We start from the raw sequence: 16204 nt of genomic DNA, 5'->3' as shown, positions 1-16204 counted from the left end.
GATGCGGTCGGTCCGGTCAGGGCAGGCGCTTCAGCGCGGGCGGAGCCCAGCGCCCGTCGAGCACCGGCGCCTGCGGCACGTACAGGCGCAGGTTCATGCTGAAGGGGCCGGCGGGCGCGGGCAGCCAGTTCGGGGCCTTGGCCGGGCCCGGCGACGCGTGCTGGATGTACAGGTCCAGCGAACCGTCGGCGTTGAAGGCGAGCGCGTCGCGGTCGCCGATGGCGTAGCGGTTGAGCGCGTTGTCGACGAAGAACTGGTCGGGGCCGTACAGCGTCAGCGACCAGAACGCATCGGCCGGCGGCAGCTCGTGCGCATCGAAGTGCAGCACGTAGCGCGCGGTGCCCGATAGCGGCTGGCCCTCGCTGTCGCAGACCGAGCGCGGGTACATCGCCTCTTCGCGCGGCAGGGCGCCCAGGCCTGCGTAGGCGACGAAGGCGCGCGCCAGGTAGTCGTTGCCGTAGACGCCCACATTGCTGCCGAGGCTCCATCCGTTGCGCACCATGCGCATCGCCGGCGCGCGCTCGAGCATGCGTCGGTAGGCATCGGGCGCGGCACGCGTCAGGGCGCGCTGCACGGCCTCGGGTGCTTCGGCCAGTGAGAAGCGGCGGCCGGGAACGAGGCCGATGCGTTCCATGCGCAGCAGCAGCGCACCGTCGGTGGCATGCGGCGGGTTGCGCTGGAGCAGTTCGGCGAAGAGCGCGAAGAAGTCGCCGACGCCGAGCGCGGCCACCTGTTCGACGGGTGGGCGCATGTCCAGCGCTGCATCGACGTGGCCGGCGGGTGGGTCGTGGGGCTTGCCCCAGGCCGACAGCGGCACGGCCTCGAAGCCGGCCTGCCGCGTGTGCACGTGGGCGTAGTCGGCCGCGCCGTTGGTCTGGATGCGCCCCACGATCCAGCCCACGTCCGTGGGGCTCACGATGGCGCGCATGCCCTCGGGCAGCGTGCCTTTCCAGCGCGGGCCGACGAGCGCGAAGTGGCCACCGCCATTGCCGTTGGTGCGCGTGCCCAGCGTGGCGAACACGTCGGTCCACAGGTCGTAGAACGGAATGACGTGGTAGCGATCGCCCATGTCCGGCAGCGTCAGTACCAGCGGCTCTTCGCCGACGTCGTACCAGATGTTGGAGTACAGCGTGTCGGCGTTGGGACGCACCACGTCCTTGAAGCCGGCGTCGGGGTAGGTGGGCACGTGCACGAAGCGGTTCATCGGCCCGCGCACGCGCGCGCCGTCGGGCTGCGCGACGTTGGTGGCCACGCGGCGCGTCAGCTCCATCACCACCATCGGATAGGCATAGGTGTAGGCCTCGATGCCGATGGCGTAGGCGTCTGCTTCGGTGATCAACGTGCTCACGACTGGGCCTCCGCATAGCGCAGCCAGACGTCGTGGATGCGCCCGTCGAAGCCGAACGGCGCACGCTCGAAGTACTCGGCCGCCACCGGCGAGCCCAGGTCGCAGCCGACGTCGAAGGTCTCGCAGGCCGAGAAGATGGCCGTCACCGTGACGCTGACGTCGCACGCCGCCACCTGCACGCCATCGACGCGCAGCACGGCGCGCGCGGGCCGCTGGGGCGCCGTGCCGTCGCTCATCGTGAACTCGACGTCGATCGCATGGCGTCCGGCGGCGATGCGCGCGGGCGAGCGTGCCTTGAAGCGGTACATGCCGAGCATGTTGTATTCGTAGGCCAGGTGGCCGTCGTCCAGGTACAGGCAGATGCCGCCGTTGAAACCGCCCAGCGCGAACAGCACGCCGCTCGCGCGCTCGCCCAGCGTGGCATCGACGGTGGCCGTGTGGCTGCGCGTCTTGATGTTGGGCGCGCAGTTCTCCGGGATGCGCGTGATGTCGCCGCTGAAGTGCCACGAGGTATGCCGGGGCGCGATGCGGTGCTGCGGCTTCAGCGTCAGGTGGTAGATCGCGCCCAGCGGATAGACGTGGTTGATGCCCGCCTGCACGGCGAACATTTCCTTCATCTGCGCCAGCCTGGCGGGCTGCGCCTGCGCCAGATCGTGCGCCTGCGCGTAGTCCTGCGCGACGTGGTACAGCTCCCAGACGTCGTTGTCCGGGTCCCAGGTGGCCAGCCCGGGCGCGGCGCCCGCGACCCAGGGAATGCGCGGGCCGAACACGCCCGCGGTCCAGCCGTCGTGGTGCACCATGCGGCTGCCCGCCACCTCGAAGTACTGCACGCCCTTGCGGCCCTCGGCCTGCGGATGGGCGAAGGTGTAGGCCATCGAGATGCCGTCCAGCGAATCCTGCCGCACGCCGTTGAGCTCGACCGGCGGCGTGATGCCCAATATGTCGTAGAGCGTGGGCGCGATGTCGTTGACGTGGTGGAACTGCGAGCGCGGCGTGGTGTCGGGCTGGATGCCGCGCGGCCACGACACGACCAGCGGCGTGCGCGTGCCGCCGAAGTGCGCGGCGATCAGCTTGGTGCTCTGGAATGGCGTGGAGCCGGCCCAGGCCCAGCCCGCGTGGTACATGTTGTCGGTCTTGCGCCCGCCCAGTGCGTCGAGGCCGCCCAGGCCTTCCAGCAACTCGAGGTGCTGCGAGATTTTTGTGGAGATGCGGTTCTGCGCCAGCAGCTCGACCACGGTGCCGTTCTGTCCTTCGGCGCTGCCGCCGTTGTCGCTGAACACGAAGAACACCAGCGTGTTGTCGCGCAGCCCGAGCTGCTCCAGCTCGTCGACGACCTTGCCGATCTGCGCATCGGTGTGCTCCAGGAAGCCGGCGTAGACCTCCATCAGCCGGCGCTGGAACGGGCGCTCGGCCTCGGGAATGCTGTCCCAGCTGGCGAGCGTCTCGGGCCGGGGCGTGAGCTCGGCGGTCTCGGGGATCCAGCCCATCTCCTTCTGGCGCGCGAAGGCGCGTTCGCGGTAGGCGTCCCAGCCGTCGTCGAACTTGCCCTTGTACTTGTCGGTCCATTCCTTGAAGACGTGGTGCGGGCCGTGCACCGCGCCGGGCGCCCAGTACATCAGGAAGGGCTTGTCGGGCGTGATGGCGCGGTGGCGGCGCAGCCAGCCGCAGGCCTTGTCGGCCATGTCCTCGCTCAGGTGGTAGCCCTCGTCGCGCGGCGGCTCGATGAGCGTGGTGTTCTCGACCAGGCGCGGCTCGTACTGCGAGCTCTCGCCGCCCAGGAAGCCGTAGAAGTGATTGAAGCCGTGGCCGGTGGGCCAGCGGTCGAAGGGGCCCATCTGCGTGGTCAGGTTGGCCGGCGTGTTGTGCCACTTGCCGAACGCGGCCGTGTTGTAGCCCCAGGCCCCGAGCACCTCGGCCATCGTGCCGGCGCTCTTGGGGATGACGCCCACGTAGCCGTCCCAGTCGGTGGCGTATTCGGAGATGTGGCCGTAGCCCACGCGGTGCGCGTTGCGCCCCGTCAGCAGCGACGCGCGCGTGGGCGAGCACACGCCGCAGTTGTGGAAGGCGTTGTAGGTGATGCCGCTGCCGGCCAGCCGCGTCAGCGTGGGCGTGTGGATCTCGCCGCCGAAGGTGTCGGGGTGCGCGAAGCCGGCATCGTCGAGCATCACGATCAGCACGTTCGGTGCGTCGTCGCGCAGGTGCGGCACGGCCTTGCGCCGCTCGTGCGTGGACTCCGACAGCTTGCGCCCCGCGATGCTGGCGCTGGGCGGCGCGTCGAAGGGCAGGTGGCTGCCCTGGCCGGGCAGGGTGTTGAAGCCGCCGAGGGGGGCGGACGGGTTGGATTTTTCTTGTGTCATGGGGGTTCTCCGGGACGCGCGGGGGCAGGGCCCCGGCGTCGTGGTGGATCGGGTGTCAGTCCAGCGTGACGCCGATGGACTTGACCAGGGCGCTCCAGTCCTGCAGGTCCTGGCGCAGGACCTCCTTGAACTGCTCCGGCGTGGGGCGCGGCAGGTCGGTGAAGTTGAGTTCGCGCAGGCGTTGGGTCACGGCCGGGTCCTGCAGGGCGCGGTAGATCTCTTCGTTCAGGCGCTTGACGATGGCGGGCGGCGTCTTGGCCGGCACGAAGAAGCCGTACCAGGTGTAGTTCTTGAACGGGAACCCGGCCTGCGTCATCGTGGGCACGTCGGGCAGCATCGGCAGGCGGTCGGGGCCGCTGTAGGCCAGGGCCTTGACCCGGCCGGCCTTCACCACCTCGATGGTGGAGGAGATGTCGGCGAAGCCGGCGTCCACCTGGCCGCCCATGAGGTCCTGCACGCAGGGGCTGCTGCCCTTGTAGGGCACGTGCAGCAGCGAGATGCCGGCCTGCTTCTTCAGGCTTTCCATCGTGAGGTGGCCGCCCGAGCCGTTGCCCCACGAGCAGTAGTTCAGCTTGTCGGGGTGGGCCTTGGCGTGGGCGACGAAGTCCTTGAGCGTGTTCGGCGGCAGGTCCTTGCGCACCAGCAGCAGGTTGCCGCCGCGGCCCACCTGCGCGACGGGCGCGAAGTCCTTGAGCGGCTCGTAGGGCAGCTTCTTGTAGAGCGCCGGATTGATCACCATCGTGGCGGCGTAGGTGAACAGCACGCGCGTGCCGTCGGCCGGCCCCTTGGCGACGTAGTCGACGCCCAGGATGCCGTTGGCGCCGGCGCGGTTGTCGACGATCACGCTCTGCTTGAAGGCCTTGCCCAGCACGTCGGCGAACAGCCGCGCGATGAGGTCGGTGCCGCCGGCGGGCGGCGTGGGCACGACGATGGTCACCGTCTTGCCCGGGTAGGCGGCGCCGTCTTGCGCCGTGGCCGTGCCGGCGAGGGCGAGAAGGGCCAATGCGGTGAGTGCCGGCCGCAGCAATGTCCTGTTCACGGAAGTGTCTCCTTGGGAATGGGTCGCGCAGGCCCCGCGCCTCTGGGCGCGTCCCCCGTTGCGACAGGGGGTTGGACTGCGTCTCCATGCTAGGAAACAGCGGCCATCGATTCCGTCAACCAGCCGACAGATTCGCCGACACCGGCTCGGGGAATACCCTCTGGCTCAGCCGGATGCGGGCTGCATGTCGACCGGCGAGGGCGCGTTGTCGTTCCGTGGTCGCGCGCACCCTCGACGGGGTGCTTTCATGCGCCCAGCTTGCGTGCGATCAGGTCCTTCATGATCTCGCTCGTGCCGCCGTAGATGCGCTGCACGCGCGCGTCGGCATGCATGCGTGCGATCGGGTACTCGACCATGTAGCCGCAGTCGCCGAACAGCTGCAGGCATTCGTCCAGGACCTTGCCCTGCTGCGTGTAGGGCTAGGCCGCCAATGCCACCGAATGCTGCTGCCAGTCCCCACGCTCCAGCAAGGCGGTCATCGTGGAGACCGGCGCGTGCTCGCGCACGGCCGGAATGACCTCGTCCGCCTCGTCCGGCGATCCGACCAGCACCGCGCCGACAAGCCGGCCCTCGGCGACCACCAGCTTGCGATAGATGCCCTGCGCAGGCTCGGACTGCGTCAACTCGAATTCGCCGGGCCGCGCGGCGTGCACCGAGCCCGCGGAGCGGACGTCGATGCCCGAGACCTTCAGTGCGGTCACGGGCACATGGCCGCGATAGACGCGCTTGCCGCCCAACGCATTGACGGCCGCAATTTCTCCCTGCTCGGCAGCCACGGCCCACAGGGGGATCGAGTGGCCCTCGAACTCGGCCACATCGCCCGCGGCGTAGACATGGGGGGCACTGGTGCGCATCTGCGCGTCGACGATGATGCCGCGGCCGAGCGCCAGGCCGGCCGACTGCGCGATGTCGACGTTGGCGCGCACGCCGGTGCACACCACGACCACGTCGGCGGGGAGCTGGCGTCCGTCCTTCAGCACGAGCCGCGCCACGCGGCCCTCGCTGCCCGGCTCCAGCCGCGCGGCGTCGGCACCGGTCATGACATGGATGCCCTGGGTTGCCAGGTGCGCTTCCAGCAAGGCGCTGGCCGGGGTGTCGATCTGCCGGTCCAGGATCTGGCCGCTGTTCGACAGCACCTGGACCTGCGCCCCGAGCTGCGCCAGCGCCTGCGCCGCTTCCAGGCCGAGCAAGCCGGCGCCCAGCACGACCGCGCAGGTGCCGTGGAAGCGCTGCATGTAGTCGCGGATCGCCATCGCGTCGTCGGCATCGCGCAGGACGAAGCTGCCCTCGATGCCGTAGCCGTCGAGCGGCGGGACCCATGCCGAACTGCCCGAGCACAGGATGAGCCTGTCGTAGCCCAGCGTCTCGCGGGTCGCCAGCGTGAGCTCGCGACGCTGCGTGTCGACGCCCGACACGTGCGTGTTGAGCCACGCGGTGACACGGTGCTCGGCATACCACTGCTCGGGGAGCAGGTGCAGGCCCTGGACACCCGTCGGCATGCTGATCAGCTTGGCAATGGCCATCCGGTTGTAGGCGTTGTGGTTCTCGCGGCCGATGAGATGGATCTCGCAGTCGGGGTGGCGGCGCCGCACATGGTCGGCCGCGGTCAGGCCGGCCACGCCGTTGCCCACGATCACGACGCGGCGGATCGACGCATCGAAGGGCACGACTTCGGGCTTGCGTGTCTCGCGCGCTACCGGGGTCGCCTCCCGCTTCAGGTCGATGCGGATGGGCCCGGCATTGCGGATGCGCGCCATGCAGGCCAGGCGCGTGCCGTCGGCGCAGCCGAGCCGGGCCAGCGTCGCCCGCTCGTCGCTGCCGATGGGGGCGAGCCGTTCGCCGCCCGCCACGACGGCGATCGGGTCGGCGCCGCACACGCCGGAACGACAGCCGGCGTTGATGGGGGCGCCGCAGTCCTCGAGCGCTTCGAGCAGGGTCTGGCCCTTGCGGATGGGGGTCTTCATGCCGGTGGGGTCGATGCAGAGTTCGGCAGGCTGCGGGGACGCATCCGCCGGCGCGGCCGCAGCGGCCTCGTTCTCCGGCGGGGCTGCAACCGGCGCCTTGCGCGCGGCGTCGTTCGGGCCGCGGTGCAGCCGCATCGTCTCGATGACGATCGGCGCCAGCCGGGAACCGTCCCGGACACCCTTGCGCAGTTCACGGCGAAGGAACAGGCGCTCGACATGCAGCGACCGCGCGATCCACGTCAGGCTCGCGATGATCGTCAGGCCGCGCAGCGTGGCGACGACTTCGGGGGCGATGGCCATGCCGCTCAGGCTGCTCAAGGTGCTGACGACCAGCGGGGCGGTGAACCAGTAGTACAGCGAGAACGCGGCCGCCGCGAAGAGCACCGGCGACAGGTTGCGCGTCTTGCTGCCCAGCAATTCGATCAGGTTGAAGAGCGTCAGGCTGGCCGCCATGTAGACCAGCATCTGCATGACCGTGGAGACCGGGCCGATCTCGGCGGGCGAAGGCACGAGGTAGTAGCCGAGGATCAGGCCCGGAAAGACGCCCGCGAAGAAGCTGCGGAAGTTGCGGTAGGCCGGGTTCGGGTCGTACTGGTCGGCCAGGTACGCCGCGCCGGGGTTGAGGTCGTAGCAGTTCTTGGCGCAGCCCACGCACGGTTCGCAGTGCGTGTTGGCGATGCGGATGAACGGCGTCTGGCCGTACAGCCGCTGCACCGGCAGCAGGGGGCAGATGCTGCTGCACCAGCCGCTCTTGCCCTTGAACAGCAGGCCGCCGATGAGCGCCGCCCCCATGGCTGCCGCCAGCAGGCCGGCGGTGGCCATGCCGTTGCCGTTGAACAGCAGCTTGCGCGCGACGACCGCGCAGATCAGCAGGCCGATGCCGATCGGAAATGCCGCGCCCTGTGACAGGCGGCGGCTCGTGAGTGCGCGCGTGATGCCGAGCCTGCGGGGGATCTGGTTGATGGCGGCCAGCGGGCAGACGTTGCGCCACAGCCCGGGTGCCAGCATGAACACGAGCGGGAGCGACGGCACGATCAGCCCCCAGAACAAGGGCATCGCGGTGGCGGGCCGCAGCGCCAGCATGACGGCCAGGGCCAGGGCCGAGGCGATGCTCACCACGCGCAGCGCGCGCCACACCGCTTTCGGCACGATGGTCGGCAGCTGCATGAAATTGGCGAAAACGAGAGCGGGAGAGGGCTTGAACATGGTTCGGTGGTACCTGCGTGAGAAGGTGTCGCCATTCATGCCCCGGGGGGACGCTGCGACAGTGGTGGCGCCATCGGTGAGTGATGGGGCTCTGCGAGTGGTGCGATTCTGGCCAGTCGCACGTCTTAAGGTTGCTATCTTGTGTGCGGCACGCTTACGAGTCTGAAGACGACGGGCTCAGGTATTCAGGCGGTAGCCGACCCCGCGAATCGTGCGGATGATCTGCCGCCCGAGCTTGCGCCGCACGTTGGACAGATGCACTTCCAGGGCGTTGCTCGTCGGTGCGCCGTGAATCCCCTGCACCAGCAGTTCCACCTGGGCCTTGGGGACCGTGTGATCGAAGCGCAGCGCGAGCGCCTCCACCAGGTTCCATTCCCGCTCGGTCAGCGCGACAGGCATGCCGCAGCGGACCGTCGTCCGGCTGCCCAGGTCGAACTCGACGTCGCCGCACCGCACGCGCGGCGTCGCCAGGCCCGCGGCCCGGCAACGCAGTGCCCGCACCCGCTCGGCCACCAGCTCGGGGCGGCACGGCATCACCACGAAGTCGTCCGCGCCTGCGTCGAGGACCGCGGCCTGCGCGGCCGGGCCGGGCGCTCCCACCATCAGCATCAGGACCGGGGTCGTGATGTGCTGCACCCGCAACAACCGGACCCAGTCGAGTCCCGATCCGTCGGGCAGTTGAGAGCTGACGAGCAGCACGTCGTAGGACTCGTTCTCCAGCACGTCGATGTCGCCGAGTCGCTCGACGCTGTCGATCAGGAACCCGTTCTTGCGCAAGTGCGTGAACAGGCCGTCGTCGACCCGCGCGCGATCCTGAAGCAGAAGCAGTCGCATGGCGTCACCTGCATGTTCAGCGCCGTCATGGCCGCGAGCAGTCGCTGGTGCTGTCGGTACGTGCCATGGCATGCCTCGTCATTGGCGGGCCGGCGTTCTCCTGGACACGGAGACGGGCGCCGCGCTGTCGACCGGGGTGCGGCCGTGGGTTGCAAGCGCGGCATCGATGGCGTTCAGGTCCTCGGGCACCAGCGTGCCGTTGGCCTGCCGCAGCTTGAGATTGCCGAGCAGCACCGAATAGCGCGCCACCGCCAGGTCGCGCTTGGTCTGGAACAGCTGGCTCTGCGCGTTGAGCACGTCGATGTTGATGCGCACGCCCACCTGGTAGCCCATGCGATTGGCCTCCAGCGCGATCTGGCTGGAGACCTCGGCGGCTTCGAGCGCTTTCACCTGGCCGGCGGCCGACACCAGCCCCAGGTAGGTGGCGCGGGTGGCCTGCGCGACGCCGCGGCGCGTGGCCTCGAGCAGCGAGCGCGACTGGTCTTCGAGCGCCAGCGTTTCCCTGACGCGGTTCTCGATCGCGTAGCCGGCAAACAAGGGCAGGTTGAGGGAGACGCCCACGGTGAGGGCCTTGACCCGCGAGCGGCCCGGCGTGGAGTTGGTGCCCTGGGGGTTGTTCGTGACGTTGTAGCCCAGGGTCGCATCGAGCGTGGGCAGGTGGCCGGCCTGCGCCTTCTGCACCTCGAGCCCGGCCACGTCCAGGCCCAGGCGGGCCTGCTGGATCGCAGGGTGCCCGGCATCCGCGTGCGAGGTCCAGACCTCGATGTCGGCGGGCGCGAGCGGAGGCAGCATCACGGGCGCCGCCAGCGGCACGGGCACGCTGCCGGTGCTGCCGACGAGCTGGTCGAGCACGATCTTCTTCACCTGCAGGTCGTTCTCGGCGGCGATCTCCTGCGCGATCACCAGGTCGTAGCGGGCCTGCGCTTCGCGCGCGTCGGTGATGGTGGTGGTGCCGACCTCGAAGTTGCGCTTGGCCGATGCGAGCTGCTCGGCCACGGCCACCTTCTGCGCGCGCACCAGGGCCAGGCTGTCCTGGCTGGCGAGCACGTCGAAGTAGGCCTGGCTCACGCGCACGATGAGGTCCTGCTCGGCGATGGTGAGCACCATCTGCGCCACCTCGGCCTGGCGCTGGCCCTGCTCGTAGGCGGCCCAGTTGGCGGGGCGGTACAGCGGCTGCGTGGCGTTGATGCCGACGCTCTGGGTGTTGAACCCGCGCGTCGTCGCACTGCCTTCCGTCGAGAGGTCCTGCCGGGTGTGCGAGGCGCCGGCCGACAGGCCGACGGTGGGCAGGATGCCGGCCCTGGACTGCGCCGCCCGCGCCAGCGTGGCCTCGTACTGGGCCCGCGCGCCCTGGTAGGTGGCGTCGTAGCCGCGCGCCGACGTGTAGATCTCGACCAGGCTCTGGCCATGGACGGGCCACGCGAAGCTCGCTGCGAGCACGACGCCCCATGCCAGGACGAGACGCTTCCCGGTGGCGGGGGCCCGTGAGCCCTGTCCACCGGGCGGGGGTCGGCGCAGGCGCTGGTTCAGACCGTGCTCCGAGGGTCGGCCTGCAAGATGGCGCCACCCGCGCGGCGAACCGGGGCCGGGCTGCGATCGACATGCAGGATGGCGGCCACGATCTGCTCGGGCGCCGCCAGCGCTGGCGCCATCGACCAGCGGTCGTAGACGTCGTTGCCGATGCGCACCATGCCGGTGTGGCGATTGATCTCCTTGTCGACCTTCGGGTCCGGGTCGTAGAAGCCCAGGGCAAAGCGCACGAGGTCGATGTTGCTCCGGCTCCCGGTCAGGAAAAGCCAGCCCGGGTTCACGCTGTGCATCTCGGCGTAGTCGGCCAGGTGCTCCACGGTGTCGATCTCCGGGCGGATGGTGATCGAGTACATGAAGATGTCCCGGCCCACCCGAGAGGCCAGGCGCTCCTGCACGCGCAGGAGGTTGTTGGTCATGAGCGGACAGATGCCTTCGCAGTCCGCGTACATCATGTTGATGGCGACGATCTTTCCCCGGACCAGGTCGTCGTAGAAGTTCACCTTCGCCCCGGTGTGGGTCTTCAGTTCGACGTTCGGCATGCGACGCCCCGGGCGTGCAGCCGTTGCCGGCGCCTCGGCGGAGGCGGGCAGGCCGAACGCGTACAAGGACGCGACGCCCAGGCCGGCGATCAAGTGTCTGCGGTGGTTCATGAGAATCTCCTGGAAGTCATCGGCGTTCTTCACACGATGTCGAAGCGAACCATCATCGAGTGGTCCTCGTGGGTGAGGTTGTGGCAGTGCATCAGGTACTTGCCCGAGAAATCGCGGAAGCGCACGAACACCCGCACGGTCATGAGTTCGCCGACGACGAAGACGTCCTTGCGTCCGCGCTCGTTCACGGGAATGGGCAGGCTCACGCCGTTGACGCTCTTGCTGAGAATCCGTCCCTCTTCGAAGTGCACGTGGATCGGGTGCTGCCAGCCGTTGTCGGGATTGATGAACTCCCAGATTTCGGCGGTGCCCCGGGTGACCCTGGCTCTGGCCGTGAGCGAATCGAAGAACAGCCCGTTGACGTTCCACATGCCGCTGTTGCGCTGGAACACCCAGGTGCGAACCGGCAGGGCCGCGAGTTCGCTGGCACTGGGCAGGTCGCGCAGCGGGCGCAGCACGCTCGGCACCACGCTCAGGTCGGGCGTCGGGGGCTGGCGATCGACGATGAACTTGAGCACGCGCGTGCCCGGCGACTGCACCACGCCGGGTTTGCGGGTGTCGACCTGCGTGAGCTGGTTGACGAGGTACAGCGTGGTGTTCAGCGGGAATCGCGAGAAGTCCACCACGATGTCCGCGCGCTCGGCCGGGGCGATCCGCACCCTCAGCTGGTTCAGGATCGGTGCCGGCAGCAGGTTGCCGTCGCTGGCGATCTGCGTGTACGGGTACACGATGGTGCCGCCCGTGTTCTGCAGCACGAACTCGTAGAAGCGCGACGGCCCGACGTTCAGCAGCCGCAGCCGGTACTTGCGGCGTGCGACGCGCAGCACCGGCTCGATCTTGCCGTTGACCACGATCTTGTCGCCCAGCACGCCCTCGGGGTTGAGCTCGTCGAAGGTCAGCCGGCCGCCCGAGTCGAATCGCTTGTCCGAGAAGCTCAGGGGGTAGTCGTACGCGCCGCTGGGCAACCGCAGCCCCGTGGTCTCGTCGCCGGTGTCGAGTGCGTCGAAGACCATGTAGCGCCCGAACATGCCCTTGAGCACGTTCGGTGCCGTCACGCCTTCCGTGTGGTCGTGATAGAAGAGCGAGCCCAGGGCTTCGCGCGAATCGCCGAGGCCGCCGAACTCGTCGAAGCCGGCGTAGAGGTTGGGGTAGAAGTGGTCGTTGAAGGTCCCCGGCGCGGTCAGCGTCACGCCGCCCTGGACGGCGCTGTAGAAGTCGCTCGCGAAGCCGTCGCTCTCCGACGGCGTGTGCATGTTGTGCAGGTGCGTGCTGATCTCGGGCGAGCCGAATCCCGTGTGGTTCTGCGGCAGCTGGTTGCGGATGCGGCAGATGACCGACTGCCCGTAGCGCGCGTGGATCGTGGGGCCCGGCGTGGTCACCCCCGGCGTGTTGCCTTCGTAGCCCCAGATGGGCTGCGGGGGGTAGTAGGGGTTGTTGCCGTTGAACAGCCAGGCCGGGTTCTCCTTGGCCGTCAGCTGGTACAGCAGCGGCGTGCCGGCCTTGCCGGGCACGGTCAGTTCCGCGTAGCGCTGGTGCGGTGCACGCCCGCACTCGCCGCCTGCGATGTTCGCGTTGAGGGTCGGGGCCGGGGTCAGCGTGGCCAGCGGTGTGAGCGGCGTGACCTGGTTGGGCAGGTCCTCGACCCACGGTGTCGTCGGCGGGCTGGGCGGCAGGGGCGTGGGTTGTGCGCGGGTCTTGCCCGGTGTCAGGACCAGGGGGGCGGCCGTGGCTGCCAGCGAGGCCTTGAGGAACGTGCGTCTCTTGCTGTGGGCGACAGGCGTCACGGGGTCGTGGTGGTTGGAATCCTTGCGCATGATGTATTCCCCTCGTTGACAGAGAACAGCCCCGCTACATCTGCCGTCCCGATCGGCGGATGGTGGAGGTGATGGGCTCGATGACGTACTGCAGCGCGGTCTGCGAGACGCCCGCGATGTAGACCTCGGCGGGCATGCCCGCCTGGAGCTTGAAGTCGCCGATGGCCCTGAGCGACTCGGCGTCGGCCAGGATCATCACGCTGTAGTAGGGCAGGTTGGTCTGGCGCTCGATCAGCCGGTCGCCGGCGACATAGGTCACCTTGCCCGTGACCATCGAGGTGTTGCGGTACTTGAAGGCGGTGAACTTCACCCGCGCGCGCTGGTTGAGGTGCACGTTGCTGATGTCTTCCGGACGGATGCGCGCTTCGATCATCAGCTGGGCGTCGCTGGGCACGATGTCCGCGATCGACTCTCCGGGCCCGACCACCGCGCCGGGCGAGGTGAACTTCAGGTCGATTACTTCGCCGCTGGCCGGGGCCACGACGACCTGCCGCTGCGCCGCGTCGTTCGACTTGCGCTGCTCCTGCTCGATCTCGCCCAGGCGCTGGGTGGTGGCCTTGAGCTGGTCGCTCGCCGCCTTCACGTAGTCGTTGCGGATCGACTGGATCTTCAGGTCGATCTCCACCAGGCGCTGGGCTGCGCGCGCCAGTTCCGTGCGCCGCTCTTCGAGCTTGGCCGCGTACTCCATCACCACCGATTCGAGCTGGGAGATCCGGCTCGACGAAATGAAGCCTTCCTGGATCAGGCCGCGGTTGGCCTCCAGGTCCTGCCGCTGCAGGACGAGCGAGTTCTGCGCCTGCGCGATCTGCGCGTGCACGGCAACGATTTCCTGCTGCACGCGATCGCGCTGCGTTCTCATGAGCGAGGCCGCGCTGTCCAGCGAATGGCGCTGGGCCTGGAACAGCGCCGTCTCCTTGAGCAGGGCCTGCCCGATGCGATCGTCCTGCCGGGCCGCGCGCAGCAGGTCTTCGGGGAAGGCGAGCGTCTTGGCGACGGACTGCTCGGCCTCCAGGCGCACCAGCATGGCACGCTCCAGATGGACGCGGTAGCTCAGGCGATTGCGGTCGGCGTCCACGCGCACGTCGCCCAGGACCAGGATCGGATCGCCGGCGTTCACATGCTGGCCGTCGCGCACCATGACTTCGCGCACGGTGCCGCCTTCCAGGTGCTGCACCGGACGGCGGTTGAGGTCCACCTTGACGAACGCGGGGGCCACCACCGCCATCGAGAGCGGGGCGAGGCCCATCCACAGGCCCAGGGGCAGGATCGCGCCGAGGATGACCCAGCATCCGCTTCGCGCGAGGCGTCGTGCATGTTCCCGGCTGCTGCGTGGGGCGGCAACGGGAGGCATCGGGAGTGTGGCGGTGCTCATGGTGCGGGGTCCTTGTTCGCAACGGCGGTGCGGCGCTCAGGCGGCCTTCTGGTCCACGATGGCCTGGGCCTGGCGCTGCATGTCGCGCATCACCTCGCTCGCCGGGCCGAACTGCTGGATGCGGCCTGCGGCGAGCACCAGGATCTTGTCGACGTGGGCGATCAGCGACGGGCGGTGGGTGACGACGACCGAGGTCACGCCCGCCTGGCGCAGGCCGCTCATCGCCTGGGCGAGTGCGACTTCTCCCGCGCCGTCGAGATTGGAGTTCGGCTCGTCCAGGATCACCAGCTGCGGGTTGCCGTACAGCGCGCGGGCGAGCGCGATGCGCTGGCGCTGGCCAGGAGACAACCGCGAGCCGTGTTCGCCCACCGGCGTGTCGTAGCCCTTCGGGAGGGTCAGGATCATGTCGTGCGCATTGGCGCGCACGGCGGCGGCAACCACCGCTTCGGAGTCCACCTTGTCCAGGCGCGCGATGTTGTCCGCCACGCTGCCGTCGAAGAGCTCGACGTCCTGGGGCACGTAGCCGATGTAGGGGCCCAGTTCTTCGCGCGGCCAGTACGACACGTCGGCGCCGTCGAGGCGGACCTTGCCGCTGCTGGGGCGCCACACGCCCGTGAGCACGCGCGCGAGGGTCGACTTGCCGGCCGCGCTCGGGCCGACGATGGCCAGGGCCTCGCCCGGCGCCAGCGCGAAGACGATGTTCGAGAGCACCAGGGTGTCCGAGCCGGCTGCGCGGTACGAGATGTTCTCCGCGCTCAGGCGTCCTTCGGGGCGCGGCATGGCGACATGCGGCTCGGTGCGCTCGAAGTCCTTCGACAGTTCCTGCAGGCGCCCGTAGGCCGCCCGCGCCTCGATCAGCGTGCGCCAGCTGCCCACGAGCTGCTCCACCGGCTGCACCGCGCGGCCCAGCAGGATGCTGGTGGCGATCATCACGCCGGCGGAAGCCTGCTGGCTCAGCACCAAGTAGGCGCCCAGGGCCAGCATGAGAATCTGGATGGCCTGGCGCGCGGCCTTGGTCCCGGCGGTGAACGCCACGGTGCTGCGGCTGGCGCTGGTCTGCATGGTCGCGATCTGGTCCTGCAGCGCCCGCCAGCGCACCAGCAGGCGCTGTGTCATTCCCAGGGCCTGCAGCACTTCGGCGTTGCGCAAGGAACTCTCGACGTATTGCGCGGCGCGTCGCCCTTCGTTCTGCAGGGTTTCGAGCGACCGGCGGCTGATGCGGTCGTTGAGCCAGGCCAGGCCCAGCATGAGGACCGCGGAGAACGCCGCGCCCAGGCCGAGCGCGGGGTGGAACATCCAGATCACGAACACGTACACGAACACCCAGGGCGCATCGAACACCGCGATCAGGCCATTGGCGGAAAACACGGCGCGAAGCGCGGCCACGTCGCGGATTCCTTCTGTCCTCACGCCGCTCGGGGCGCGTGCGGCGCGCTCCACGATGGCGTTCACCACCGGTGGGGAGAGTCGCTCGTCCACCATGATGCCCACCACGTTCTGCAGCCGGGTTCGCAGGTAGTCCAGCAGCAGCAGGATGAACAGCGCCACGCCGGTCCCGGCGAGCAGCACCAGCAGCGTTTCATGGCTGCTGGTCGAGATGACCCGGTCGAACACCTGCAGGGTGAAGAACGCGGGCACCAGGAACAGCAGGTTGATGAAGAAGGAGAACGCCGCGATGTAGCCCAGCAGCGGTCGCAGTTCCGTCCACAGGGGTTTCATGTGCTTCTCCTTCGGTTTCGCCGGCCGGCGCTCAGTCCGCGCGCTGGTCCTGCGCGGCGGCCGGGGTCTGCGCCCCGTTGCCGTTCATGCCGCGCGCCGTGCCCGCGGCCGCTGCCTCCAGCAGCTTCACGCGTCGCACGAGCCTGTCGATGGTCAGCATCTGCGCCGAATAGGCGCGAGAGAGCTGCTGGGTCGCGTCGCTGAGCGCCTTGATGGCGATGGTCAACTCGTCCTTCTTGGCGTTGACCATGCCGATGCGTGACATGATCAGTGCCGCAACCTCTCGCGGGTCGGAGACCGAACGCGCTTTCTGTTCCGGGGGTGAGGTGTTTTGCTCGTCCATGTCTTTCTCCGTGATCGATGTCATTGAA

Annotated in this window: 11 protein-coding genes and 1 pseudogene; all 12 read right to left on the bottom strand. The window is 69.1% G+C overall.

The window, feature by feature from the left end; translation table 11 throughout:
- Nucleotides 1–16: 16 nt before the first annotated feature.
- The 12 genes and pseudogenes from ACAM52_RS17845 to ACAM52_RS17790 all read right to left on the bottom strand — a co-directional run bounded on the left by ACAM52_RS17845 (nt 17) and on the right by ACAM52_RS17790 (nt 16176).
- Complete coding sequence (locus tag ACAM52_RS17845; RefSeq protein ID WP_369644161.1) at nt 17–1348, bottom strand: DUF1254 domain-containing protein; 1332 nt, start codon at nt 1346–1348, stop codon at nt 17–19.
- Nucleotides 1345–3705, bottom strand: a complete 2361-nt coding sequence (locus ACAM52_RS17840) for an arylsulfatase (RefSeq protein ID WP_369644160.1) — start codon at nt 3703–3705, stop codon at nt 1345–1347. Before ACAM52_RS17840 ends, ACAM52_RS17845 begins: the two co-directional genes overlap by 4 nt.
- Nucleotides 3706–3760: 55 nt before the next feature.
- Nucleotides 3761–4744: a Bug family tripartite tricarboxylate transporter substrate binding protein gene (locus ACAM52_RS17835; protein WP_369644159.1), complete on the bottom strand. Its 984-nt coding sequence runs from the start codon at nt 4742–4744 to the stop codon at nt 3761–3763.
- Nucleotides 4745–4989: 245 nt separating this feature from the next.
- Nucleotides 4990–5157 (bottom strand): annotated as a pseudogene (locus ACAM52_RS17830) (acyl-CoA dehydrogenase family protein); the annotation flags it as partial.
- A gap of 6 nt (nt 5158–5163) precedes the next feature.
- A complete protein-coding gene (locus tag ACAM52_RS17825; protein WP_369644158.1) occupies nt 5164–7875 on the bottom strand; it encodes an FAD-dependent oxidoreductase in 2712 nt (903 codons plus the stop codon).
- 216 nt (nt 7876–8091) lie between these two features.
- Complete coding sequence (locus ACAM52_RS17820) at nt 8092–8748, bottom strand: winged helix-turn-helix domain-containing protein (RefSeq protein ID WP_369644157.1); 657 nt, start codon at nt 8746–8748, stop codon at nt 8092–8094.
- A 78-nt stretch (nt 8749–8826) separates the two neighbouring features.
- The gene (locus ACAM52_RS17815) at nt 8827–10188 is read right to left on the bottom strand and encodes a TolC family outer membrane protein (RefSeq protein WP_369644156.1); all 1362 of its coding nucleotides are present in this window, start codon (nt 10186–10188) and stop codon (nt 8827–8829) included.
- An 86-nt stretch (nt 10189–10274) separates the two neighbouring features.
- Nucleotides 10275–10928 (bottom strand): SCO family protein, encoded by a 654-nt coding sequence (locus tag ACAM52_RS17810; protein WP_369644155.1) that lies wholly within the window; start codon nt 10926–10928, stop codon nt 10275–10277.
- 29 nt (nt 10929–10957) lie between these two features.
- Nucleotides 10958–12742 carry a multicopper oxidase domain-containing protein gene (locus tag ACAM52_RS17805; protein WP_369644154.1) on the bottom strand — a complete coding sequence of 595 codons (1785 nt, stop codon included), beginning with the start codon at nt 12740–12742 and terminating at the stop codon, nt 10958–10960.
- Nucleotides 12743–12776: 34 nt separating this feature from the next.
- Nucleotides 12777–14114, bottom strand: coding sequence for an HlyD family type I secretion periplasmic adaptor subunit (locus ACAM52_RS17800; protein WP_062470848.1), 1338 nt, complete (start codon nt 14112–14114; stop codon nt 12777–12779).
- A 36-nt stretch (nt 14115–14150) separates the two neighbouring features.
- Nucleotides 14151–15833 (bottom strand): type I secretion system permease/ATPase, encoded by a 1683-nt coding sequence (locus ACAM52_RS17795; protein ID WP_369644153.1) that lies wholly within the window; start codon nt 15831–15833, stop codon nt 14151–14153.
- Between the two features lie 31 nt (nt 15834–15864).
- Complete coding sequence (locus tag ACAM52_RS17790) at nt 15865–16176, bottom strand: hypothetical protein (RefSeq protein WP_139703581.1); 312 nt, start codon at nt 16174–16176, stop codon at nt 15865–15867.
- Between the last annotated feature and the right edge of the window lie 28 nt (nt 16177–16204).

The organism is Variovorax sp. V118 (genome assembly GCF_041154445.1).
Taxonomy (GTDB): domain Bacteria; phylum Pseudomonadota; class Gammaproteobacteria; order Burkholderiales; family Burkholderiaceae_C; genus Variovorax; species Variovorax boronicumulans.
This window is presented reverse-complemented; position numbering and strand designations above follow the sequence as displayed.

Bases quoted from the DNA above. Each gene is read 5' to 3' on its own strand.
- ACAM52_RS17810 (WP_369644155.1), bottom strand. From the start codon at position 10,928: ATGAACCACCGCAGACACTTGATCGCCGGCCTGGGCGTCGCGTCCTTG.
- ACAM52_RS17825 (WP_369644158.1), bottom strand. From the start codon at position 7,875: ATGCAGCTGCCGACCATCGTGCCGAAAGCGGTGTGGCGCGCGCTGCGC.
- ACAM52_RS17795 (WP_369644153.1), bottom strand. From the start codon at position 15,833: ATGAAACCCCTGTGGACGGAACTGCGACCGCTGCTGGGCTACATCGCG.
- ACAM52_RS17790 (WP_139703581.1), bottom strand. From the start codon at position 16,176: ATGGACGAGCAAAACACCTCACCCCCGGAACAGAAAGCGCGTTCGGTC.
- ACAM52_RS17840 (WP_369644160.1), bottom strand. From the start codon at position 3,705: ATGACACAAGAAAAATCCAACCCGTCCGCCCCCCTCGGCGGCTTCAAC.
- ACAM52_RS17820 (WP_369644157.1), bottom strand. From the start codon at position 8,748: ATGCGACTGCTTCTGCTTCAGGATCGCGCGCGGGTCGACGACGGCCTG.
- ACAM52_RS17805 (WP_369644154.1), bottom strand. From the start codon at position 12,742: ATGCGCAAGGATTCCAACCACCACGACCCCGTGACGCCTGTCGCCCAC.
- ACAM52_RS17800 (WP_062470848.1), bottom strand. From the start codon at position 14,114: ATGAGCACCGCCACACTCCCGATGCCTCCCGTTGCCGCCCCACGCAGC.